The organism is Methylobacterium sp. J-070 (assembly GCF_022829385.1).
In the GTDB taxonomy this organism is placed as follows: Bacteria; Pseudomonadota; Alphaproteobacteria; order Rhizobiales; family Beijerinckiaceae; genus Methylobacterium.
This window is the reverse complement of record NZ_JAKSXX010000235.1, coordinates 176,630-199,676: the sequence shown is the minus strand read 5'-3', so window position 1 is coordinate 199,676 and position 23,047 is coordinate 176,630. Positions and strand designations below refer to the sequence as shown.

Annotated in this window: 18 protein-coding genes; 7 read left to right on the top strand and 11 right to left on the bottom strand. The window is 69.5% G+C overall.

The window, feature by feature from the left end; genetic code table 11:
* Positions 1–435: 435 nt before the first annotated feature.
* From MKL01_RS25785 to MKL01_RS25770, 4 genes are all read left to right on the top strand, one after another.
* Complete coding sequence (locus MKL01_RS25785; RefSeq protein WP_243908015.1) at positions 436–1,128, top strand: GntR family transcriptional regulator; 693 nt, start codon at positions 436–438, stop codon at positions 1,126–1,128.
* Between the two features lie 400 nt (positions 1,129–1,528).
* Entirely contained in the window at positions 1,529–1,681 is a 153-nt protein-coding gene (locus MKL01_RS25780; protein ID WP_243908014.1) for a hypothetical protein, read from the top strand.
* Between the two features lie 105 nt (positions 1,682–1,786).
* Positions 1,787–2,860, top strand: coding sequence for an HD-GYP domain-containing protein (locus MKL01_RS25775; protein ID WP_243908013.1), 1,074 nt, complete (start codon positions 1,787–1,789; stop codon positions 2,858–2,860).
* 128 nt (positions 2,861–2,988) lie between these two features.
* Entirely contained in the window at positions 2,989–3,483 is a 495-nt protein-coding gene (locus tag MKL01_RS25770; protein ID WP_243908012.1) for a CAP domain-containing protein, read from the top strand.
* Between the two features lie 10 nt (positions 3,484–3,493).
* Here the strand turns inward: MKL01_RS25770 and recJ are convergent, their stop codons facing one another.
* The 7 genes from recJ to MKL01_RS25735 form a co-directional block, all read right to left on the bottom strand.
* A complete protein-coding gene (gene recJ, locus MKL01_RS25765; protein ID WP_243908011.1) occupies positions 3,494–5,311 on the bottom strand; it encodes a single-stranded-DNA-specific exonuclease RecJ in 1,818 nt (605 codons plus the stop codon).
* A 135-nt stretch (positions 5,312–5,446) separates the two neighbouring features.
* The gene (locus MKL01_RS25760) at positions 5,447–6,847 is read right to left on the bottom strand and encodes an NAD(P)(+) transhydrogenase (Re/Si-specific) subunit beta (RefSeq protein ID WP_243908010.1); all 1,401 of its coding nucleotides are present in this window, start codon (positions 6,845–6,847) and stop codon (positions 5,447–5,449) included.
* A 4-nt stretch (positions 6,848–6,851) separates the two neighbouring features.
* On the bottom strand, positions 6,852–7,307 hold the full coding sequence (locus MKL01_RS25755) for a proton-translocating transhydrogenase family protein (protein WP_243908009.1): 456 nt from the start codon (positions 7,305–7,307) through the stop codon (positions 6,852–6,854).
* Between the two features lie 24 nt (positions 7,308–7,331).
* Positions 7,332–8,561 (bottom strand): Re/Si-specific NAD(P)(+) transhydrogenase subunit alpha, encoded by a 1,230-nt coding sequence (locus MKL01_RS25750; protein ID WP_243908008.1) that lies wholly within the window; start codon positions 8,559–8,561, stop codon positions 7,332–7,334.
* A 203-nt stretch (positions 8,562–8,764) separates the two neighbouring features.
* On the bottom strand, positions 8,765–9,058 hold the full coding sequence (locus tag MKL01_RS25745) for an aa3-type cytochrome c oxidase subunit IV (protein ID WP_243908007.1): 294 nt from the start codon (positions 9,056–9,058) through the stop codon (positions 8,765–8,767).
* Between the two features lie 122 nt (positions 9,059–9,180).
* The gene (locus MKL01_RS25740) at positions 9,181–10,542 is read right to left on the bottom strand and encodes an ABC1 kinase family protein (protein WP_243908006.1); all 1,362 of its coding nucleotides are present in this window, start codon (positions 10,540–10,542) and stop codon (positions 9,181–9,183) included.
* A 177-nt stretch (positions 10,543–10,719) separates the two neighbouring features.
* Positions 10,720–12,591 (bottom strand): M3 family oligoendopeptidase, encoded by a 1,872-nt coding sequence (locus MKL01_RS25735; protein ID WP_243908005.1) that lies wholly within the window; start codon positions 12,589–12,591, stop codon positions 10,720–10,722.
* Positions 12,592–12,838: 247 nt separating this feature from the next.
* On the opposite strand from MKL01_RS25735, the gene MKL01_RS25730 reads away from it, so the two are divergent.
* The 3 genes from MKL01_RS25730 to MKL01_RS25720 all read left to right on the top strand — a co-directional run bounded on the left by MKL01_RS25730 (position 12,839) and on the right by MKL01_RS25720 (position 18,306).
* Entirely contained in the window at positions 12,839–14,323 is a 1,485-nt protein-coding gene (locus MKL01_RS25730) for a sigma-54-dependent transcriptional regulator (RefSeq protein WP_243908004.1), read from the top strand.
* 241 nt (positions 14,324–14,564) lie between these two features.
* Positions 14,565–16,559 (top strand): murein L,D-transpeptidase, encoded by a 1,995-nt coding sequence (locus tag MKL01_RS25725; protein ID WP_243908003.1) that lies wholly within the window; start codon positions 14,565–14,567, stop codon positions 16,557–16,559.
* Between the two features lie 241 nt (positions 16,560–16,800).
* Positions 16,801–18,306: a DUF882 domain-containing protein gene (locus MKL01_RS25720; protein WP_243908002.1), complete on the top strand. Its 1,506-nt coding sequence runs from the start codon at positions 16,801–16,803 to the stop codon at positions 18,304–18,306.
* 87 nt (positions 18,307–18,393) lie between these two features.
* Here the strand turns inward: MKL01_RS25720 and MKL01_RS25715 are convergent, their stop codons facing one another.
* The 4 genes from MKL01_RS25715 to pufC form a co-directional block, all read right to left on the bottom strand.
* A complete protein-coding gene (locus tag MKL01_RS25715; RefSeq protein ID WP_243908001.1) occupies positions 18,394–18,642 on the bottom strand; it encodes a hypothetical protein in 249 nt (82 codons plus the stop codon).
* A gap of 179 nt (positions 18,643–18,821) precedes the next feature.
* Positions 18,822–21,512, bottom strand: a complete 2,691-nt coding sequence (gene ppdK / locus MKL01_RS25710; RefSeq protein ID WP_243908000.1) for a pyruvate, phosphate dikinase — start codon at positions 21,510–21,512, stop codon at positions 18,822–18,824.
* A 166-nt stretch (positions 21,513–21,678) separates the two neighbouring features.
* Positions 21,679–21,822: a DUF3096 domain-containing protein gene (locus tag MKL01_RS25705; RefSeq protein WP_243907999.1), complete on the bottom strand. Its 144-nt coding sequence runs from the start codon at positions 21,820–21,822 to the stop codon at positions 21,679–21,681.
* Positions 21,823–21,942: 120 nt separating this feature from the next.
* Positions 21,943–23,046 carry a photosynthetic reaction center cytochrome PufC gene (pufC, locus tag MKL01_RS25700; protein WP_243907998.1) on the bottom strand — a complete coding sequence of 368 codons (1,104 nt, stop codon included), beginning with the start codon at positions 23,044–23,046 and terminating at the stop codon, positions 21,943–21,945.
* Position 23,047: the final 1 nt, after the last annotated feature.

Sequence of the window (23,047 nt, the reverse complement as noted above, 5' to 3'; positions counted from 1 at the left end):
TATCCACTATGCCCTGACAATCCCCGTCGGGGCAGGACAAACCGCGCGTTGGATGCGGAAAAATTCTTGGTCCGTAGACAAATAAAGTCGAAGATCCCGGCACGACATCGTCGTCATCCGCCAGGAACGCCCATTGGTCGACGATATGCCAGAAGTATGGTGCTGATGTCCCCTGGCTATGTCAATCGAACCTGCAGAAAAATACAGGAATGATTGTCTGGATTAAGGGAAGTGCTTCGGACGTGCGTCCCAGGCGGCGCTCGGTGGGCTGCTTTCTGCCGCCGCGCATCCGAATGCCGAGCGTCCGACTTCACAGGTCTGTGGGGCCAGCCCGCAATCGACTAGGATCTGGCTAAGGTTTGGGTTAGTCCGCTTGGGAGCGCACGACAAAGAAAGCGTGCGGGAAATCATACGTGTGAGCCGACTGGACGCGGGATGTCGAACTCCGAACCGCTGAGCGTTAAGCCGATCGTCGCCAGCTCCAGTCTTCGGACCCTGGCGTACGAAGCGCTCAAGACCGCCATCACCAACATGGACATCTATGGGCGTCCGGACGAGGTGCGGCTGGACGAGCGGAAGCTGTCGCAGGATCTCGGCGTCAGCCGGACGCCCGTGCGCGAGGCCCTGACGGTTCTGGAGCAGGAAGGCTTCGTCCGTTCGGAAGCGCGGCGCGGCGTGTTCGTCATCAAGAAGAACAAGCGCGAGATCGTCAGCATGATCCACGCCTGGACGGCGCTGGAAAGCATGGCGGCCCGCCTGGCCTGCAGCCGCGCCACGGACATGCAATTGCGATCGCTGCGGGAAGCGTTTCCGGAATTCTATGAAGGCCAGCCGTCCGAGCACATCGACGAATACTCGGACGCGAACATCCGCTTCCATCAGCGGATCATCGCGCTCGGTCACTGCGACGCGATCGCAGACCTCACCAGCAATCTGCTGATGCATGTGCGCGGGATCCGCAGCACGGCGCTCCGGCAGGGCGATCGGGCCGAGCGCTCCATCCGCGAGCACGTGGCCATCATCGCCGCGCTCGAAGCGCGGGACGCCGACCTCGCCGAGAAGCTTGTGCGGGAGCACGGGCTGGGTCTCGCCAACCACGTCGACATGTACGGCGACTATCTCGACTGATCGCGCCGGCGCGCCATGAGCCGGCAGGCGCCGGTCCACGGCTTTCACGCCCCCCGTGACTGAGTTCGCCGTCCAGCCCGTTCGCCGCGCGCGCAACGGCCTGTCGGCCTGCGCGACCGTGCAGCCCCGCGCTCGGCTCGACGCCGCGGTTTGCGTGGCTACCGATCCGGCGCCGTTCGCACTGCAATATCGCAGATCAAGCGTGGTCTAGCCTTTTCGGCAGATGCATCGCGCCTCAATGCATAGCCAGCTGGTTGCAGCCAGTGGAATCCCAGAACGCCCGCCATTCATGCATGGGCCGCATGATCGGTATTCGTTATCCGGCATACCACGCTGCAGAGCGACATGACATTTATGGCGTCGCAACATAACGCGCCTCAGCCCTTCGCGGAGTACCCCGATGATCGCCAGCTTCCTCGTGATTTTCGCCGCTTTCGCGGCCTGCCAGGCGCTGCTGACGGTAAAGTATGCCGACTTCCTGACCCCGGCCTCCGATGCGGGCAAGTCCACGTCCGGGAATGCGCGCCCCGTCGGCGCCGCCAAGATGGCCTGAGGCGCGCTGCGCCCGAGGCGGGGACTGCGTAGGGTTAACGCTTTCCTCAACACTTCGCTCTAAGGTCAACACAGCGTTGACCATGCGGGCCCGGGAGCTGCCGCGATGGCTCCCGGAACCGCACCACGCCTGACGGACGGCCCGTTCGTCCTCCTGATCTCGGATCGGCCCACGGAACGCGCCGCCCTCGAGCGGGCCATCGCCCTCGTGATGGATTGTCGGTCCATGGCGGCCGGCGGCACGATCCCGTCTACGCGTCCGCACCTCGTCGTGCTGGATCTTCCGCCGGCCCGCGCCGCTGACCTCGACGCGGCGCTCAGCTATCCCGGTCCACCCCTACCGCGCCTCCATCTCGTCCGCGGGGATCCTGCGCCGGCCGCTCCGCAACTGCGGCAGCTGCCCGCGGCGGCGCCGCGCCAGGTGGTCCTGGCCACCGTCTTCGCGATGATCGAGGAGGCGAGCCGGACGAGCGCGTTGCGTAAGCGGCGGCTGATGGAGCGTGTGACCGGCGCGACCGCCATCGTCACCGACCTGTTCGACAGCGCCGCCCTCGGTGCCCGTCTCCAGCAGGACGACGTCGAGCGGGGAACCGAACTGGTCCTCGCGGCCGTCTCGGAGGTCGGCATCTCGACGTGGCTCGCGGAAGTCTGGCGTCACGATATCGGGGTCTATCAGCACACGCTCGGCGTCGCAGGCCATGCCGCCACCTTCGGCACGAAAATCGGGTTGAGCCGGACCGATCACCGCCTGCTCGTCCGGTCGGCGCTGCTGCACGACATCGGCAAGTCGCGGATCCCGGTCGAGATCCTGAACAAGCCCGGGCGGCTCACGCCGGAGGAACTGCGGCTGATGCAGCGTCACCCCGATATCGGGGCCGACATGCTGCGAGCCCAGGGGGCGTTCGAGGCCACCGTGATCGACGTGGTGCAGCACCACCACGAGCGCATCGACGGCAAGGGGTATCCGCACGGGCTCGCCGGGTCGGCGATCAACGACCTCGTGCGGATCGTGGCGCTGTGCGACGTGTTCTCGGCCCTCACCGAGCGCCGGACGTACCGGCCCTCCGCCACCGCGGCCGAGGCCCTGGCGATCATGCGCGACAGCGGCGGTCAGCTGGACCAGGACCTCCTGCGGGTTTTTGCGCCCGCCATGCTCGGAAGCGAGGCCCTGACGGCCTGAATCGATGCGGGCGTGGCATGGCGGCCACGCCACGCCGGGTCTGCGGGTGACGGTGCCCGGACGCCGTGGTTTCGCCGCATGCGCGGCTGAGGGAGGCCGGCCCTTCCACACAGTGCGCTGATCGGACCGTGCCGAAGCTTCCCCTCGTCCTCGCCGCCGCCCTCCCCCTGGCCCTCGCCGGCTGCGGCGGCCTCTCCTTCGGACCCGAGCCGACCGTCGAGAACGCGACCCATACCGCGGTGCTCGATGAAGTCGCGGCCGCGGCCGCGATCTCGGCCTACAGGGTCCAGCACGGTTTGAGCCCGGTGGTGGTCGATTCGACCCTGGTGAAGGCCGCCGCCTTCCAGGCCGGGAACAACGCCCGCCACGGGCAGCTCAGTCACGAGATCGGCGGCAGCTTCACGTCGCGGATGAACTCCATCGGCCTGGCCAAATCCTGGGCCGCCGAGAATCTGAGCGCCGGCTCCGAGACCTTCGAGCAGGTGCTGCTCCGCTGGCAGGCGAGCCCGGAGCACAACAAGAACATGCTGCTCCCGCAGATCCGCCGGATCGGCATCGCCCGCGTCGACGCGCCCGGCACGCGCTACAAGCGGTTCTGGGCGCTGGTGATGGCGGGCGCCTGACCGGCGCCCGTCACCCTTCCGAGGGCGCGGCATCCACGATGCGAAGCTGGGCACGTTCGGCGCCGCGCCAGCGGTCGCAGGACAGGGTGCCGGCCACGTGCATCTCGCGGCCGATCCCATTGAGCAGGGCGAGGCCGAGCGGGCGCTCGGCGGCCCGGAAGCAGATGGCCCCGACCGCCTGCCCGTCACGGCTGCGCAGGCGCGCCCGCACGTGGCCCGAGCCGACCACCGCCGCATCAACCAGCCTGTGGCGCCCGAGGGCGAAGACCGGCTCGGGCGCGCCCTGCCCGAAGGGACCGGCGCGCTGCAGCAGGCGGACGGTCTCGGCGGTCGCCCCTCCGGCGCTGAGACCTCCGTCGATCAGAAGGGCATCGGCGGACCGCGCCACGGCCACGCTCGCCCCGAGCAGCATCGAGAGGTGAGACTCGAATCGCGGGATGTCGTCCGCGCGGAGGGTCACGCCGGCCGCCATGGCGTGCCCCCCGCCCTTGCTGGCGAGCCCGGCCTCGACACAGGCGCGCACCGCGAGCCCGAGATCGGCACCCGGGATCGAGCGGCCGGAGCCGGTGGCGCCCCCGTCCGGCCGGATCGCGAAGGCGAAGGCCGGGCGGTTGAAGCGCTCCTTCAGGCGCGCCGCGATGAGGCCGACGACCCCGGGGTGCCAGGCGGTGCTGCCGGTGACCAGAACCGACCGGGCCGGATCGGCGGTCAGGGCGCGGTCCATCTCCGCCTCGGCCTCCATCACGGCCTGCGCCTCGATCGCCTGACGCTCGCGGTTGAGCCGATCGAGTTCGGCGGCGATCCGGGTCGCCTCGGCCGGGTCCGCCGTGGTGAGCAGGCGCGCACCCAGCGCCGAATCGCCGATGCGGCCGCCGGCGTTGATGCGCGGGCCGAGGACGAAGCCGAGATGCCACGCTTCGGGCGGTTCGCTCAGGGCGGCGGCATCGAGGAGCGCCGCCAGCCCGGTGCGGTCGCGATGGCGCATGACCGTCAGGCCCTGCGTGACGAAGGCGCGGTTGAGACCGGTGAGCGGCACCACGTCGGCGATGGTCGCAAGGGCGACGAGGTCGAGGGCATCGGTCAGCGCCGGCTCGGGGCGGTGCGGGCCGAAGTAGCCGTCCAGACGCAGGGCCCGGTTGAGGGCGACCAGCGTCAGGAAGACCACCCCGGCGGCGCAGAGATGTCCGAGGCCCGAGAGGTCGTCCAGCCGGTTCGGGTTCACGACGGCCCGGGCGGGCGGCAGCACCTCGGCGGCGGCGTGGTGGTCGAGCACGATCACGTCGAGGCCCGACTTCTCCGCCTCCTCCAGCGGTCCGTGTCCGCTCGTGCCGCAATCGACGCAGACCAGGAGCGTGGCACCCTCGGCCGCAAGCGCGTTGATCGCCGCGACGTTGGGTCCGTACCCCTCGGTGATCCGGTCCGGAATGTGGATCGGGGACTCGAGGCCGAGGCCGCGGAGGTAGCCCGCCAGCATCGCGGCGCTGGCGGCGCCGTCGACGTCGTAATCTCCGAAGACCGCGACGGTCTCGCCCCGCCGCACCGCCCGGACGAGACGCCGGACCGCCGCATCCATGTCGAGCAGCACGTGCGGATCGGGCATCAGATCCCGCAGACGGGGCGCCAGATAGCGGGCGGCCTGGTCCGGCGCCACGCCGCGGCCGGCCAGAACCCGGGCCAGCAGCTCGGGCAGAGCGTGGGCCTGCACCATCTTGGCGATGTGGGTCTGGACGAGGCTGCCGGCGCAGCGCTCCTGCCACCGCCGGCCCGTCAGGGAAGCGGCGACGCCCAGGAAGGCCGGGACTTCGGCGAGAGACGGAGCGCACGACACGGACGGCACCCTACACCGGGTCGGCGATCAAATCCCGCGCGCGGCCGCAACGGCGCGGCCGAATGCCGACATGCCCTGAAACGAAGACGGGCGGGCATCGCTGCCCGCCCTGTCGAAATGCCGTGCCGGTGAGGGTCAGAGCGACTTCAGGATGGTGTCGACGACCTTCTTGGCGTCGCCGAACAGCATCATGGTGTTGTCGCGGAAGAACACCTCGTTCTCGACCCCCGCGTAGCCCGAGCCCATGCCGCGCTTGATGAACAGCACGGTCTTGGCCCGCTCGACGTCGAGGATCGGCATGCCGTAGATCGGCGACGCCTTGTCGGTCTTGGCTGCCGGGTTGGTGACGTCGTTGGCGCCGATCACGAAGGCCACGTCGGCCTGCGGGAACTCGCCGTTGATGTCCTCGAGCTCGAACACCTCGTCGTAGGGCACGTTGGCCTCGGCGAGCAGCACGTTCATGTGGCCCGGCATGCGGCCCGCCACCGGATGGATGGCGTATTTGACGTCCACGCCCTCCTTCTTGAGCATGTCGCCCATCTCCCGCAGGGAGTGCTGCGCCTGGGCGACGGCCATCCCGTAGCCCGGGACGATGATCACCCGCTCGGCGTTCTTCATGATGTAGGCCGCGTCGTCGGCCGAGCCCTGTTTCACGGGCCGCGTCTCGACCTGGCCGGATCCCCCCGCCGCCGCGGCGTCGCCGCCGAAGCCGCCGAGGATCACCGAGATGAACGACCGGTTCATCGCGTGGCACATGATGTACGACAGGATCGCGCCCGAGGATCCGACCAGCGAGCCGGTGATGATCAGCGCGAGGTTGCCCAGGGTGAAGCCGATGCCGGCCGCCGCCCAGCCCGAGTAGGAGTTCAGCATCGACACGACCACCGGCATGTCGGCGCCGCCGATCGGGATGATGATCAGGCCGCCGAGCACCAGCGCGGCGAGGACGATCAGCCAGAACAGCGCCTTGGATTCGGTGCCGATGAACAGGGCGATCAGCAGGACGAGGCCGCCGGCCAGCAGCGCGTTGATGAGGTGGCGCTGGGGCAGCATGATCGGCTTGCCGGACATGCGCCCGTCGAGCTTGGCGAAGGCGATCACCGACCCGGTAAAGGTGATGGCGCCGATGGCCACACCCAGACCCATCTCGAACAGCGACTGCTTGTGGAAGTGGCCGTTCTCGATGATGCCGAAGGCCTGCGGCGCGTAGAGGGCGCCGGCGGCCACGAACACCGCCGCGAGGCCGACCAGCGAGTGGAAGGCCGCGACGAGCTGGGGCATCGCCGTCATCGGCACGCGCTTGGCGATCACCGCGCCGGCGCCGCCGCCGATGCCGAGACCCAGCAGCACCAGGATCCAGGCGCCGAAGCCGGCCGGCGGGTGGCCGACCAGGGTTGTCAGGATGGCGAGCCCCATGCCGACCATGCCGTACAGGTTGCCCTGCCGGGAGGTGGTCGGGTGCGAGAGCCCCCGCAGCGCCATGATGAACAGGACGCCGGAAACGATATAGAGAAGGGAAGAGACGTTCTCTGACATCTGCTCAGCCCTTCTTCTTGTACATGCCGAGCATGCGCTGCGTGACCAGGAAGCCGCCGAAGATGTTCACGCTGGCGAGCACGATGCCGATGAAGCCGAAGAACCGGGCGAACCCGGTGCCCTTCTCGATGAGCGGGACGCCCACCGCCAGGATCGCGCCGACGATGATCACCGAGGAGATCGCGTTGGTGACCGACATGAGGGGCGTGTGGAGCGCCGGGGTCACCGACCAGACCACGTAGTAGCCGACGAAGATCGCCAGCACGAAGATCGCGAGCCGAAACACCGTCGGGTCGACGGCGCCGCCGGTGGCCGCGCTGAGGCCGTACCCCATGCCGTCGGCGATCACCTGAGCCTGGTCGGCGGCGTTGCGCGCCACCGCGGCCGCCGCGCGGGCGGCCTCGGCCAGCACCCGGGCCTGATCGGCCGCTTGGTCGGGAGGGACGATGACGTTTGCCATTCTGCTACTCCTCTCGGCCGGGCGTCACTGCGCGCCCGCCGGGGCGGGCGTACCGGACGCCTTGTTGGCCTCCGACTTGGCCAGTCCCACGGATGCGGCTTCCGAGGCGGGGCCATCGGTCTTGGGCTGGAAGGACGCGTGGACCACCGAGCCGTCGCGGGTGAGGTTCGTGGCCTTCACCAGCTCGTCGTCCCAATTGATGGCGAGCGCCTTCGACTCCTTGTCGATCAGGGTCTCGACGAACGCGTAGAGGTTGCGCGCGTAGAGGCTCGACGCGGTGGCGGCGAGGCGCCCCGGCACGTTGACGTGGCCGACGATCTTCACGCCGCCGTCCGTGGTGACCACCTCGCCGGCCTTGGCGCCGGCGACGTTGCCGCCCCGCTCCACCGCGAGATCGACCAGCACGGAGCCCGGCTTCATCGACGTCACCATCTCCTCGGAGACGAGCTTCGGCGCCGGGCGACCGGGGATCAGCGCGGTTGTGATGACGATATCCTGCTTGGCGATGTGGCCCTTGACCAGATCCGCCTGCTTCTTCTGATACTCCGCCGACATCTCCTTGGCGTAGCCGCCCTTGGTCTCGGCCTGCTTGAACTCGTCGTCCTCGACGGCGACGAACTTGGCGCCGAGGGACTCGACCTGCTCCTTCGTGGCCGGCCGCACGTCGGTGGCGGTGACGACGGCGCCGAGCCGGCGGGCCGTTGCGATGGCCTGGAGGCCGGCGACGCCGACGCCCATCACGAAGACTCGGGCGGCCGGGACCGTGCCGGCGGCGGTCATCATCATCGGCATGGCGCGACCGTACTCGGCAGCGCCGTCGACCACCGCGCGGTAGCCGGCGAGGTTCGCCTGGGACGACAGCACGTCCATCACCTGCGCACGGGTGATGCGCGGCATCAGCTCCATGGCGAAGCCGGCGACGCCGGCATCGGCCATCGCCTTGAGGGCGTCCTCGTTGCCGTAGGGATCCATGATCGCCACCACGGTGGCGCCGCGCTTCAGCTGCGGAAGCTCGTCGGCGCCCGGACGGCGGACCTTCAACACGAGGTCGGCGTCCCGCGCCGCGTCGGCGGCGCTCCCGGCGATGCTGGCGCCCGCCGCTTCATACTCTCCATCCAGGAAGCCGGCCTTCTTGCCGGCGTCCGACTGGACGATCACCTCGGCGCCGAGGGCCTTGAACTTCTTGACGGTTTCCGGGACCGCGGCCACGCGCGGTTCCGCGGAGTCCGTCTCGGACAGCACAGCAATGCGCATGCGAGGTTTCCCCTGGATAAGCTCGGCCCTTCGAATGCGCGAACGGACGCCGCTTTTCGAGGCGGGGAGCTAGGATGCAATGATGGAACGAAGCCGAATGTAACTTATGCGAAGTCCACGCCGCGCGGGTCCCGGCGACACACCCGCGACCACGCGTCTGGACCGTTCGCGGCCAGGGCGGCCGGTCGGCTGCACCGGCACCGTCAGGCGAAGAACAGGTAGAGCAGCAGCAGGATGCCGACGACCAGCGGCCCGCGCCATCCGACGGCGGGTGCGAGAGCGCCCACGGCGCCGGCCGCGCCCGCCACGATCACGCCGACGATCGCCAGGAGCCACGCCTCGCGGATTCCGCCGATGGCCAGGGCCAGGACCCAGCAGATCACGACCCCGGTGGCGATCTCGACGAAGCGGACGAAGCCGCGATAGGTCTGCTCGTGGGTCTTCGCGTCCATCGCCGGGCTGTAGGTGTGCCCGGCTACCGTCTCACTCTCGGCCATCGTGCGCTCATTCCCCTGGGACGCGACTTCTTTCGGTCTCACTGGGATGTAGCTCAAGCGTTTACCTGCCGCAATCGGACGCACGCAAGTTGATTGCCCTCTCGGGGGATCGCCGGACCGGCTCAGACGGGTTCCGGTAGGCCCGCCTCGGCGAGGGCCCGGCCCTGCCGGGCCGCGAGTTGGTCGAGGGAGAAATGCTCGATCTCGGACTCGAACAACCGGTGGTAGTTGAGTTCCGATCTGAGATGGAGGAACACGGCGCCGAGTCCCACCGCGGCGCGGTCCATGAAGACGAATTCCTGCGGCACGGTCACGGGACCGCGCTCCTTCAGGGCCTGGTGGACCTGGAAGGCCTGCCGGCGTCCGTATTCACCCGGCTTCACGCCGTCCGCCACGGTCCGGGTGCGGTCCTCGAGCAGCGGCCCGTAGATGAAGCGCGCCCAGATGTTCAGGATCTCGATCTTCTCCTTGTCGAGGTTCTTGAAGCCCCAGACCTCGTAGGCGTGGACGATGCGCGCGCCCTCGTTCTCGAGAAGCCCGCGGTAGAGGTCCACCACGCCCCCGACGAAGCGGGGATGGAAGATGCGGACGCAGCCGTAGTCGAGCAGGTTGATGCCGGCGGCCTCCCCGCCTTCCGAGAACACCGTGTAGTTGCCGAGATGCGGATCGCCGTGGATCACCGCGGCCCGGCTGAACGGGTGCCACCACGCCTTGAACATCGCCTGGGCGATGCGGTTGCGGACCTCGACGGGCTCGTCGGCGAAGCCCAAAATCTTGTCGCCGTCGAGCCAGCCCAGCGTGAGCAGCCGCTTGGTCGACAGGTCGGGGTAGACGCGCGGCACGCGCACCACGTCGATGTCCTTGAGGACGGCCCCGTACAGCCCCGCGTGCTTGGCCTCGCGCTCGTAGTCGAGCTCCTCTCGGACCCGCGCGCCGATCTCCTTCGCGATCTCCCGGGTGTCGAGCCAGGAATTCATCCGCCGGTGGAGCGCGAAGGCGACTTCCAGCTGCTTGAGGTCAGCCTCCACGGCCGATTGCATGTCGGGGTACTGGAGCTTGCAGGCGAGGCGGTCGCCCGCCTTCGCGGTGGCCCGGTGGACCTGACCCAGCGAGGCCGCGGCCGCGGGCTTCAGGTCGAAGCTTCCGAATCGCTGCTGCCATCCGGCGCCCAGCTCGGACTGCATACGGCGCCGGACGAAGGCCGCGCCCATGGGGGGCGCATCGGCCTGGAGCTTCTGGAGTTCGGCGGCGTATTCGGGCGGCAGCAGGTCCGGCACGGTGGCAAGCAGCTGCGCCACCTTCATGATCGGGCCCTTCAAGCCGCCCAGCGCCTGCGCCAGGGCGGCGGCATTGGTCGTGCCCTCCTTGCCGAAGAGACGGGACATGGCCATGCGGGCGGCGACACCGCCGACATTGGCGCCCACACTCGCATAGCGCCCGGCGCGGGCACTGAATCGGTTCGCTTCGCGATCGGTCTCGGCCATCTCTCGGTCTGCTTGCCTGCTGTCGGACCGCACATATGCCCCGTCCGGCCCGGCACCAGGGGCGTGGGTCCCTGCGCCGCGGGGTCTCGGACCGGCGCGCCGTCCCGGATCCGGCGGGGCGGACCGGGACGGCGGACGGGGCTACGCCATCCCGGCGAAAGGTCCGGACGCGGCCCGTCAGGCCTGTCCCTCCATCCCCTCCAGCTCGGCGATCATGCCCTCGATCATGCCGAGGCCGATCTGCCAGAAACCCGGATCCTTGGCGTCGAGGCCGAACGGAGCGAGCAGCTCGCCGTAGGGCTTCGAGCCGCCGGCCGCGAGCAGGGCGAAGTAGCGCTCGACGAAGCCCTCCTCCGCCTGGGCATAGACGCCGTAGAGCGAGTTCACGAGACAGTCGCCGAACGCGTAGGCGTAGACGTAGAACGGCGAGTGGATGAAGTGGGGGATGTAGGCCCAGAACGGCTCGTAGCCCGCATCCAGGGTTATCGCCGGCCCGAGCGATTCCGCCTGCACCGACAGCCACAGGGCGTTGATCTGATCGGTGGTCAGCTCGCCCTTGGCACGGGCGAGGTGGACCTTCCGCTCGAACGAGTAGAACGCGATCTGGCGCACCACCGTGTTGATCATGTCCTCGACCTTGGCGGCGAGCATGGCCCGGCGCTGGGTCGTGTCGGTGGTGGCGCCGAGCAGCGCGCGGAAGGTCAGCATCTCGCCGAACACGCTCGCGGTCTCGGCGAGCGTCAGGGGGGTCGGCGCCATCAGCGCGCCGTTCGGACCGGCCAGGACCTGATGGACGCCGTGGCCGAGCTCGTGGGCGAGCGTCATCACGTCCCGCGGCTTGCCCTGGTAGTTGACCAGCACGTAGGGGTGGACGGAGGGCACGGTCGGGTGCGCGAAGGCGCCGGGCGCCTTGCCGGGCCGGGTCGGCGCATCGATCCAGCGATCATCGAAAAAGCGCTTCGCGATCCCCGCCATCTTCGGCGAGAACGCGCCGTAGGCCGACAGGACCGTGTCCCGGGCCTCCGTCCAGGGGATCGTGCGCTGCTCGACCTTCGGCAGCGGCGCGTTGCGGTCCCAGTAGGGCAGCGTGTCCTGCCCGAACCACTTCGCCTTCAGCCTGTAATAGCGGTGCGACAGGCGCGGATAGGCCGCCCGCACGGCATCGACCAGCGCTTCCACCACCTCGGGCTCGACCCGGTTGGCGAGGTGGCGCGCCTCGGCGACGTCCTTGAACCCCCGCCACCGGTCGGAGATCTCCTTGTCCTTCGCCAGGGTGTTGGTGATCAGTGTGAAGACGCGCAGCTGGCTGCGCAAGACGGTGCTGATGGCCCCGGCGGCCTCCTTGCGGATCGCCCCGTCCGGATCCTGCAGCTTGTTGAGGGTCGGCTCCAGGGGCATCTCCTCGCCGTCGACCGTGAAGCGCAGCGACGCGATCGTCTCGTTGAACAGCCGGTCCCAGGCGGCGTTGGCGGTGACGGACTTCTCGAGGAACAGCTTCTCGGTGCGGTCGTCGAGCTGGTGGGGCTTCTCCCGCCGCAGATCCTCGATCCACGGCGCATACCGGGCGAGCGGGCCCTTGGCCATCGCGGCATCCATCACCGCGTCGTCGACCCGGTTGAGTTCCAGCGCGAAGAACAGCAGGTCGGCGGAGGCGTTCGTCAGGCGCTCCCGCGTGTCGCCGTAGAACTTGGCCCGCGCCTCGTCGGTGGTGTCGCCGGAATAGATCAGTCCGGCGAAGGACATCAGCTTGCCCAGCAGGTCCTCGATCGCCTCGTAGGCGCGCACGGCCTCGGCCAGGCGCCCGGACGCCTCCGGACCGGCCGCGATCTCGGCGATGCGGCCGGCATAGGCCTCGGAGAAGCGGCGGCACTCCTCCTCGGCGCGGGTCATGTCGGCGGCGAATTCCGGCGCGTCGAGCCCGGAATAGAGATCCGACAGATCCCATTCGGGAAGGAGGCCGAGGTCGGCGGCCTTCGCGGCGGCGCGCGCGGCGCTGACGCCTTCCGGCAGACGGACGTTCACCGGCGAGGCGGTGTGGCTCGGCATCATGTCGCGCATTCCTCTGAAGGGGCTCGGCCCCCTACCCTGATATCGAATGCGCCGCCATGCGTTCAACGCGGCCGGTTGGCCCGCATGCGCGCGTTGCCTGACGAAGCGCGGCAAACGTCGTTAAGCGGCACTTTACGTCTGTCGGTCACCCTACGGCTCGAAACGAAACACGTGCCGAATCGAACGCAGCGGTCGGGACCCGTCCCGGCACCGCATCCGGTCCTCGCGCGTCGTGCAGGGAGCCCTCATGGCCACCACCGTGCTGATCGTGGACGACGATCCGGTCCAGCGGCGCCTCGCCGAGGCGGCGGTGCGCCGGTTCGGTTTCGAGCCGCGGGTCGCCGAGACGGGGATGGACGCCCTCGCCCTGCTGAGATCCGAGGGCGCGGACGTCGTGCTCCTCGATCTGGTGATGCCGGGGCTCGACGGTCTCGGCGTCCTCGCCGAGATGCGCAAGACCGGCCTCGCGACCCCGGTCATCGTCCAGACCTCCAACGGCTCCATCGACACGGTCGTCACCGCCATGCGCGCCGGGGCCGTCGACTTCGTGGTCAAGCCGGCGGGCGCCGAGCGGCTGCAGGTCTCGATCAAGAACGCCCTGCGGGTCGACACCCTGGAGGAGGAGGTGCGCCGCATGCGGCGCCGGGCGTCGGGTGTCCTCACCTTCAAGGATCTGACGTCCAAGAGCCCCGACATGGAGCGGGTGATCCGCCTCGCCGAGCGGGCGGCGAAATCCAGCATCCCGGTCCTCATCGAGGGTGAGTCCGGCGTCGGCAAGGAGGTCCTGGCGCGGGCGATCCAGGGCTCCGGCGACCGCCGCGGCAAGCCGTTCGTGACGGTGAATTGCGGCGCGATTCCCGACAACCTCGTCGAGTCGACGCTGTTCGGGCACGAGAAGGGTGCGTTCACCGGCGCCACCGAGAAGCACGCGGGCAAGTTCGTCGAGGCTTCGGGCGGCACGCTGTTCCTCGACGAGATCGGCGAGCTGCCCCTGGACGCGCAGGTGAAGCTGCTGCGCGCCCTGCAGGAGGGAGAGGTCGACCCCGTCGGCGGGAAGCGCGCCGTGCGGGTGGACATCCGCCTGGTCTCGGCCACGAACCGTTCGCTGCTCGACCTCGTGAAGCAGGGCAAGTTCCGCGAGGACCTGTATTACCGCCTCAACGTCTTCCCAATGACGCTGCCGCCGCTGCGGGCGCGCCGCGAGGACATCCCGGATCTCGTGCGCTCGTTCTGCGCGCGGTTCTCCGCCGAGGAGGGCAAGCGGGTGCGCGCGATCACCCCGGAGGCGATGGCGCTGCTCAGCCGGTATCCCTGGCCCGGCAACGTCCGGCAGCTGGAGAACGCCGTCTTCCGCGCCGTCGTGCTCGCCGATGCCGACGAGCTGACGGTGGCGGAGTTCCCGCAGATCGCCGCCCAGGTCGAGGGCTTCGACGTCCGCATCCCGGCGGCGCCGACGCAGCAGATCCTCCCGGCCTACGCGCCGGAGCCGGTCCGCGAGATCGTGCGCGTCGAGGTCCGCGACCCGCACGCCATGTCGCTCGTCGCCGAAGAGACCGGCGAGATGAAGCCGATGGATGTGCTGGAGGCGGAGATCATCCGCTATGCGCTGCAATTCTATCGCCAGCGCATGTCCGAAGTCTCGCGTCGTCTCGGCATCGGCCGGTCCACGCTCTATCGCAAGCTGAAGGACCTCGGCCTCGAAAGCGACGAGAAAACCGAGGACGCCGCCTGACCGCGCCGCGTGCGCTACCGCACCGGGCAACGCCCTAAGCCGACGCCTTGCCGAACATTGTCGGCGACTGAGCCCGCCGCGCAATGACCGAGACGGCCTAGGACTGTATAGCATTGAATTCGACGCGATATGCACGAAAGCGCCAAAATACTGGCGAAGACTGCAGTTGCTGAAAGCCACGCTTGCGAGGATAATCCCAATCCGAGCGCGCGTTCCCTCCGCGGCTCTCCGGGAGATCACGATGCGCGTCCCGCGCTCCAGCCTAATGGCGCTGGCCGCCCTGTTGACCGGCACGCTGGCATCGAACGGCGTGTGCGGCGCCGAGATGGCCGCCCTCGACAGGACGCCGTCTGAGGTGCCCGGCCCGGCGACGGCCGATCCGGCGAAATCTTCGGACCCGGTATCGACGTCGCTTCCCGACTATAAGCCTGAGGCGCCCGCCGCCGAGCCGGCTCCGGGCGCTGCTGCGGCGGCCCCGGTGGCGCCGGCGGATCCGCTCGGCGCGGCGGTCTTCGCGCGCTTCGGCGACACCGCCCCGCTGCTGTTGCGCCTGACGACCAAGGACCGGGACGCGATCCGCTCGTTCTACGAGGCGCGCGCCTTCAAACCCCTGTGGGTCGTCGATGGCGCGTGGACGGAAGCCGCCAAGGACGTCGTGGCCCGTCTGGCCGCGGCGGCCGACGACGGGCTCGACGCCCGCGCCTATCCGGTTCCCAGCTTGGCGACGAAGCCGGACGAGAAGGCGGTGGCGGAGGCCGACCTCCGCCTCTCCGCCGCTGCCGTCCTGTACGCTCGGGATGCCCGGGGCGGCCGGGTCAATCTCGCCGCCATCTCGCGGCTGATCACCCCGCGCCTCGACCTTCCCGCCGGCAACGACGTGCTGGGCAAGCTGAGCGAGGCCGGTGCTAAGGCCGGCGACGCGCTTCAGGCCTACAATCCCGCCTCGCCGGGCTACCTGGCGCTGAAGGCGCGTCTCGCCGCCCTGCGCGGGCCTGCGCCCACGGCGGTGAAGCCGTTGCGGCTGCCGCCCGGTCCGGCGCTGCGCATCGGGATGCACGACGCCCGGGTGCCGCTCCTGCGCGCCCATTTCGGTCTCGATGCGCGGCCGGCGGCCACGCTCGACCGCGCTCCCGGTGAGCCGGAGGATTACGATGCCGGCGTCGCCGAGGCGGTGACCCAGTTCCAGCGCGGCCGCGGTCTGCCGGCGACCGGCGTCCTGAACGTCCAGACGGTCCTGGCCCTGGCCGATGTCGGCCGCGCCCAGCGCCCGAACGGTGGCGAGGCCGACCTGATCGTCAACATGGAGCGCTGGCGCTGGCTGCCCGGGGATCTCGGAGCGGACTACATCCTGGTGAACGTGCCGGAATACCGCCTGCGCGCCTATCGCGGCGGCCGGCTGCGCGACGAAGCCCGCGTGATCGTGGGCAAGCCGGAATCGCGCACGCCGCTCTTCTCGGGGCTGATGGAATACGCGGTCGTCAACCCATCCTGGTATGTGCCGCCCTCGATCCTGAAGACCATGGCGCCGAAGCTCGCCGGATATGGCGGCAAGACCTGGGGCGGCTACGAAGTGGTCCGCCACGGCGGTCACATCTCGCTGCGGCAGCCTCCGGGCGAGCGCAACGCCCTGGGCTTCATCAAGTTCATGTTCCCGAACCAGCATGCCGTGTACCTGCACGACACGCCGAACCGTTCGTTGTTCTCAGCTTCAAAGCGCGATTTCAGCCACGGATGCGTGCGCGTCGACGATCCGTTCCGCCTCGCCGACGCGGTCCTCCCGGACTGGTCGGAGGAGCGCCTGAAGAAACTCATCGGCAAGGGTGAGCGCACCATCCGGCTGCCGGAGAAGCTGCCGGTGCATCTCGCCTATTTCACCGCCTACGTGGACGACCACGGTGCCTATCGCACCCTGCCGGACCTGTACGGCTACGACGCGCCGATGCGCGCGGCCCTCGGGTTGCCGGGCGGCGGCGGAGCGGCCATTGCGCGGTTGCCCGACGAGGCGCCACGGCGCAAAGCCGAGCCCGCGGCCGCGCCGGCCAAGCCCCGGATCGTGCAGCGTCGCGCGCCGCACCACCGCTTCGCCGACGAGTGGCCGCCCGGCCGCGACGACGACTTGGAGACGCCCCGCCGGCATCTCCGCCGCGCCGCCCGGGCCGACAGCGCGCCCGAATACGGCGAGCCCGGTCTGTGGACGCCCGCGCCCCAGCAGCCGGCGCCCCGCGGCTGGTGGTAGGCGGCCCGCGCGGCCGCGCGTCGACGGGGCATCGCTGCGCGCAGTCCTGATCTCGACGGGTCGCCGGCCTCCCCGCGAGACCGGCGCCGGCGTCCCCGAGGCCCGTCTCGAGGTCGCAACTTTCACGTGCGCGATCGCACCGCCGGGCACGATTTCGCCACGGTCCAGCCTTAGCCGTATCGGCCGATACCCGGTCGTGTGACTCGCCGGGCGCCGTCGCCGGGAGAGGATCAGGACCATCGTGCCCCATCTCCCGCGCGCGCTCCGCCACCTCACGCTGGCCCTGTCGGGGATCGTCCTCGGACTGGTCGCCGGGACGGCCGAGACCGAGGATGCCGTCGCCAACGGCGACACCCGCTCCCTGACGATCCTCCACACCCACACGCAGGAGAGCGCGACCATCACGTTCAAGCGCGATGGCCGCTACGATCGCGCGGCCCTCGAACAGCTCAACTGGCTCCTGCGCGACTGGCGCATCAACGAGCCGATCAAGATGGATCCGCGCCTGTTCGACACGGTGTGGGAAGCCTACCGGCAGGTCGGTTCGAACCAGGCGATCCACATCGTCTCGGCGTACCGCTCGCCGGGGACCAACGCGATGCTGCGCCGCCGCTCCCGGATGGTGGCCGAGTTCAGTCAGCACATGCTCGGCAAGGCGATGGACTTCTACCTGCCCGACGTGCCGATCGACCGGATCCGCGAGGTCGGGCTCCAGATGCAGCGCGGCGGCGTCGGCTGGTATCCGCATGCGGGCACGCCCTTCATCCATCTCGACGTCGGTTCGGTGCGGATGTGGCCGCGCATGACCCACGATCAGCTCGCGCGCCTGTTCCCGGACGGCAAGACCGTGCACCTGGCGAGCGACAACCGACCGTTCCCGCGCTACGAAGAGGCGAAGGCCGAGATCCTCGCCCGCGGCGGGACCGTGGCCGGGATCACGACCCAGATGGCCGGCGGCGAGGATGAGGACGGTCCCGGCCTCTTCGGCTTCCTGGCGAGTCTCTTCGGCGGCGGTTCGTCCGCGCCGCAGCCGGCAGCGGAACTGCCGCAGCCGACGCCCGCGAAGGCATCCCGGCGCCCGCCGGTGGTCGCGGTCGCGAGCGCCGATCCGCAGGACCCGGTGGGCGCACGCGCGGCCCTGGCCTATGCGGCTCCGGCTGCCGACACGGCGCTGCGCGGCTCACTTTCCGACCGGGCGCGGGCGAAGGGAGCGGACCTCCAGCCGACCGATGCCAGAGCGCTGCTGACGGCCGTCAAGCCGGCTCCCGCGAGCGAGGATGCGATCGCCGCGGTGGAGACGCCGCTGCCGCCCCGCAGGCCGTCGGACCTCGCCGCGGTGACGGCCGCGCTTAGCATGCCGTTGCCGCCGCCGCGGCCGGTGCAGCTCGCCGCCCTGGGCGGGGGCATGGCCAGCCTGACGGCGGTCGCCGAGAGCCACGCCGTGCTCAGAGCCAGCGCGCCCGAGCCGACACGACCGCGTGCTCTGACCGCGCCCGACGCGGATCCCCGGGTTCAATTGCGCGCCCTGTTCGAAGCGGTGTCGGCGGGTTCGGGGACGGTACCGGCCAGCCGGAACGCGCCGGTGCGCGTCGCCGCCACGCGGGTCCGAGACGCTGCACCCGACGCCGCGGTGGCGGCTGCCCCGGATCGGGTCGCGACCCGGTTCAGTGCCCGCAGCCCGGGCGACGATCTCACGGCGGCGCGGTTCACGGGTTCGGCCACGCGGGCGGTGCCGGCCGCGCGCTGAACTCAGGCATTGCGGTCTTCAGGGGGGGCGCGTCGGCCGAGCGGCCCGATTCGGCACGGGGCGGTCGCCGCGTGTCGAGGCGCGCTTTCAGCGCTGCGGTTTCGGCAGGTCGACGGCGAGGGCGGAGACGAGGGTCGCGACATACCCGGCATCCTGCGTCGCGGCGATCCGAGCCGCCTCGCTCCCGCTGTTGGCGGCCACCGCCATGATCAGCATCGTGCCGGTCGTGAGGGCGCCCAGGGCGCCCGCCACGGCGAGATAGGCCCGCACGGCGGCCCGTGGCGCGGCCGCCAGCCGGGTCTCGCCAAAGCTCAGCGACGTCGAACTGCGAGACATGATGATGCGCGAGGCGGAACCCGGAACGGGCCGGATAAGCACATGCCTTATCCGCGGATTCAACCAACCAACGTGCCGCGCCGCGGCCGGTTCGTTACGGGAACGGGATTTTTCAACCCCTCAATGTCCGATTGGTTGACCGTCGGTGAGCGGGCGCCGTCCGGCGCCCGCGTGCGGCCTCAGCCTTCCTTGGCGGAGACCTTGCCCAGGGCGGCCTGGGCGGCGGCCAGGCGGGCGATCGGAACCCGGTAGGGCGAGCACGACACGTAATCGAGCCCGACCTCCTGGCAGAAGCCGATCGACGCCGGATCGCCGCCATGCTCGCCGCAGATGCCGAGCTTGATGTCGGGACGGGTCGCGCGGCCGCGCTCGACGCCGATCCGCACCAGCTCGCCCACGCCCTCCTGGTCGATGGTGATGAACGGATCGGCCGCGAGGATCCCCTTCTGGGTGTAGGGGCCCAGGAAGGTCGCGGCATCGTCGCGGGAGATGCCCAAAGCCGTCTGGGTCAGATCGTTGGTGCCGAACGAGAAGAATTCGGCGGTCTGGGCGATCTCGCCGGCCTTCAGGGCCGCCCGCGGCAGCTCGATCATGGTGCCGACCTGATAATCCAGGGTCGCGCCCTTCTCCTCGGCCACCGCCTTCGCCATGGCGTCGATCCGGGCCTTCACGATGTCGAACTCGGCGCGGGTGAACACCAGTGGCACCATCACCTCGGGTGTGACCGGGCTGCCGGTATCGGAGGCGGCCTGGACGGCGGCCTCGAAGATCGCCCGCGCCTGCATCTCGGCGATCTCCGGGAAGGCGATGGCCAGCCGGCAGCCGCGGAAGCCGAGCATCGGATTGTGCTCCGAGAGCTCGCGCATCCGATGCCGGATCTTCTCCTCCGCGACGCCGGTGGCCTTCACGACCTCGGCGACCTCGGCCTCGGTGTGCGGGAGGAATTCGTGCAGCGGCGGGTCGAGCAGGCGGATCGTGACCGGCAGGCCGGACATGATCGTGAACAGCTCCAGGAAGTCCTGGCGCTGGTAGGGCAGGATCTTCGCGAGCGCCGCGCGGCGGCCCTCGGCGTCGTCGGCCAGGATCATCTCCCGCACCGCGATGATGCGGTCGCCCTCGAAGAACATGTGCTCGGTCCGGCACAGGCCGATCCCTTCGGCGCCGAAATTCCGCGCCGTGCGGGCGTCGGTCGGCGTGTCGGCGTTGGCCCGCACCTTCATCCCGCGGAACTGGTCGGCCCATTCCATCAGGGTCGCGAAATCGCCCGACAGCTCGGGCTCCAGCATCTTCACCTCGCCCTGGATCACCTGGCCGGTCGATCCGTCGATGGTGATGCGGTCCCCGGCCTTCAGCGTGTGGCCGCCGACCGTGAGCGTCTGCGCCTTGTAGTCGATCCGGATCGACCCGACACCCGAGACGCAGGGCTTGCCCATGCCGCGGGCGACCACGGCCGCGTGGCTGGTCATGCCGCCGCGGGTGGTCAGGATGCCCTCGGCGGCGTGCATGCCGTGGATGTCCTCCGGGGAGGTCTCGATGCGCACCAGGATGCACTTGCGCTCGGCCTTCCGATGCGCCTCCGCGTCTTCGGAGTTGAAGACGATCTCCCCGGTGGCCGCACCCGGCGAGGCCGGGAGGCCCGAGGCGATGACCTTGCGGTCGGCCTTGGGGTCGATGGTCGGATGCAGGAGCTGATCCAGCGCCCCGGGCTCGACCCGACCGATGGCCTCCTCGCGGGAGATCACACCCTCACCGGCCAGATCCACGGCGATGCGCAAGGCGGCCTTCGCCGTGCGCTTGCCGTTGCGGGTCTGGAGCATCCAGAGCTTCCCCTTCTCGATGGTGAACTCCATGTCCTGCATGTCGCGGTAGTGGCTCTCCAGGATCCCGTAGATCCGGGTCAGCTCCGCGTAGCTCTCGGGCATGGCCTTCTCCATGGAAGGCTTGTCGCTCTCGGCCTCGAGTCTCGCCTTCTCGGTGATGTTCTGCGGGGTGCGGATGCCCGCCACCACGTCCTCGCCCTGGGCGTTGATCAGGAACTCGCCGTAGAGCGCCTTCTCGCCGGTGGACGGATTCCGGGTGAAGGCGACGCCGGTGGCCGAGGTGTCACCCATGTTGCCGAACACCATGGCCTGCACGTTCACGGCCGTGCCCCAGCTCTCGGGGATGCTGTTCAGCTCCCGGTACTTCTTGGCCCGGGGAATCATCCACGAATCGAACACCGCGCCGATGGCGCCCCAGAGCTGATCGTCCGCCTGCTGGGGGAAATCCGACCCGTGCTCGGTGCGCACGATCGACTTGTAGGTCTGGATCAGTGTCTTCCAGTCCGCGGCGCCGAGTTCGGTGTCGAGCTCGAAGCCCTTGCCGTCCTTGTACTGTTCAAGGGCCTCCTCGAACGAATGATGCTCCACGCCGAGCACCACGTTCGAGTACATGGTGATGAAGCGGCGGTAGGAATCGTAGGCGAAGCGCTCGTCGTCGGCCTCCTTGGCGAGCGCCAGCACGGTCTCGTCGTTGAGCCCGAGGTTGAGGACCGTATCCATCATGCCGGGCATCGACGCCCGCGCGCCCGAGCGCACCGAGACGAGGAGCGGCTTAGTCGCGTCGCCGAACCTGCGGCCGGTGAGCGCGCCGACCTGGGACAGGGCCGCCGCGACCTGATCCTTCAGCTCCGGCGGGAAGGACTTGCCGTGGTCGTAGTAATAGGTGCAGACCTCGGTGGTGATGGTGAAGCCCGGCGGGACCGGCAGGCCGAGGTTCGACATCTCGGCGAGGTTGGCACCCTTGCCGCCGAGCAGATCGCGCATCTGCGACTTGCCCTCCGCCTTGCCGTCGCCGAAGGCGTAGACCCACTTCGCGCTGCCGGTCGCCATGTCGATCCCGTCCGTCTCTGCTGCCCGGCGCGGGCCGGGCTGATGGGCGGGGTTGGACCATCCCGCAGCGCAACGCAAGATGAACGGCCGGTGGCTCCACGCGCGCGCGCCTGACGCCCGCTGCGCTCTGTCAGTAATCGCCGCGGATGCGTTGCCGCACTGCGCCTCAATGCAAAATGCCCAAGCCGATCACGCCGACGACGATGAGGTAGATCGCCACGATGTAGTTGAGGAGCCGTGGAACCACCAGGATCAGGATCCCCGCCAGGATCGCGATGAGGGGCTGAAGATTCGAGATCGTGACGGTCATGGACGCCTCCAATGGCCAAGCTCGGCCGCGGGATGTCGACGTCCTTAGTCGGTGGAGGTTCCCTGAAGCTGACCGTCGGCGCGGCGGCCGGACGTGTCCGGCCGCCGCGCCGTCCGGTGATCAGGGCTTCGGCGTCGGCGTCTGCGTCCCGGGGATCGGATCCTTCGCTTCGCCGGTCGGCAGGCTGGCCGAGATCGTCGGGTGGGACAGCTCCGGATAGGGTCCGATCACGTTGGCGCCGTTGAGCGGCTTGTTGGCGCCCTGGTGACACGTGGCGCAGTTGATCTTCGGAGCATCCCCGAGGGCACCGAGACGGTTCCGCGGGAACGTCGAGGTCAGCGGCGTCATGTAGTCCTGGTTGAGCTCGCGAACCATCCTTATGCCGTACCACGCGTGGACACGGTTCGGCGTGCTGGTGTCCCACTGCGCCACGGACCGCGTGTTGTGGCAGAAGGTGCAGTTCACCCCGAGCGATTGCGACATGCTGATCATGATCGCGAAGGTCTTCTCCGCATCCTGGATCGGCTTGCCCTTCGTTTCGGGCAGGGCCGTCGTGGCGTTGACCCGCACCGCGTCCTCGGACGTGTCCTTGCGCTGGTAGAACGCCTGGTAGACGTCGTAGGGCAGCGAGGTGTTGCCGACCTCCGGCGAGGCGAGGTTCTGGCTGTTATTGCGCGGGATGAACCGCCCGGCGCCCTGAACCGGACGGTCGAACCAGATATTGGCCGGCACCGGGTTGCCGCGGTGGCAGGTGTAGCAAGTCACGCCCGCCTCGTGGACGTGATTCTCCTTCCAGGACGAGTTGATGTTCTGCGTCATCTGCAGCATGCGCCGGGCGACACGCTTCTGGTACAGCTCGTCGGAGGCCATGTTCTCGGTGCTGTGGCAGTAGGTGCAGCCCTGCTGTGGCGCCACCCATTCGGTGATCGACACCATCAGCCGATTGAACTGCTCGGCCGAGAGATCGCCCAGAACCTGCACGTTCTCGTAGACCGCTGAAGCCTTGTCGCCGCCCGCGTCGGCGGGATCCGCCGGCGCGGGCGCCCTGTTGGCGTCGGCGAGCGCCTCGTTGCCGGCCCGGGTCCGGATCAGGTCCATCCCGGTGCCCCGGAAGCCGGTCTGCTTGACCGCCATGGGCGGGTGGGTCCAGCCCGCGCCGCCGAACATCGCGATTGTGAGAAACAGGGCGAGCGCACCGCCGACCACCGCCAGAATCGTCTTCATG

Coding starts and splice junctions, on each gene's coding strand:
- MKL01_RS25785 (WP_243908015.1), top strand. CDS start 436: ATGTCGAACTCCGAACCGCTGAGCGTTAAGCCGATCGTCGCCAGCTCC.
- MKL01_RS25780 (WP_243908014.1), top strand. CDS start 1,529: ATGATCGCCAGCTTCCTCGTGATTTTCGCCGCTTTCGCGGCCTGCCAG.
- MKL01_RS25775 (WP_243908013.1), top strand. CDS start 1,787: ATGGCTCCCGGAACCGCACCACGCCTGACGGACGGCCCGTTCGTCCTC.
- MKL01_RS25760 (WP_243908010.1), bottom strand. CDS start 6,847: ATGTCAGAGAACGTCTCTTCCCTTCTCTATATCGTTTCCGGCGTCCTG.
- MKL01_RS25755 (WP_243908009.1), bottom strand. CDS start 7,307: ATGGCAAACGTCATCGTCCCTCCCGACCAAGCGGCCGATCAGGCCCGG.
- MKL01_RS25750 (WP_243908008.1), bottom strand. CDS start 8,561: ATGCGCATTGCTGTGCTGTCCGAGACGGACTCCGCGGAACCGCGCGTG.
- MKL01_RS25745 (WP_243908007.1), bottom strand. CDS start 9,058: ATGGCCGAGAGTGAGACGGTAGCCGGGCACACCTACAGCCCGGCGATG.
- MKL01_RS25740 (WP_243908006.1), bottom strand. CDS start 10,542: ATGGCCGAGACCGATCGCGAAGCGAACCGATTCAGTGCCCGCGCCGGG.
- MKL01_RS25735 (WP_243908005.1), bottom strand. CDS start 12,591: ATGATGCCGAGCCACACCGCCTCGCCGGTGAACGTCCGTCTGCCGGAA.
- MKL01_RS25730 (WP_243908004.1), top strand. CDS start 12,839: ATGGCCACCACCGTGCTGATCGTGGACGACGATCCGGTCCAGCGGCGC.
- MKL01_RS25725 (WP_243908003.1), top strand. CDS start 14,565: ATGCGCGTCCCGCGCTCCAGCCTAATGGCGCTGGCCGCCCTGTTGACC.
- MKL01_RS25715 (WP_243908001.1), bottom strand. CDS start 18,642: ATGTCTCGCAGTTCGACGTCGCTGAGCTTTGGCGAGACCCGGCTGGCG.
- ppdK (WP_243908000.1), bottom strand. CDS start 21,512: ATGGCGACCGGCAGCGCGAAGTGGGTCTACGCCTTCGGCGACGGCAAG.
- MKL01_RS25705 (WP_243907999.1), bottom strand. CDS start 21,822: ATGACCGTCACGATCTCGAATCTTCAGCCCCTCATCGCGATCCTGGCG.
- pufC (WP_243907998.1), bottom strand. CDS start 23,046: ATGAAGACGATTCTGGCGGTGGTCGGCGGTGCGCTCGCCCTGTTTCTC.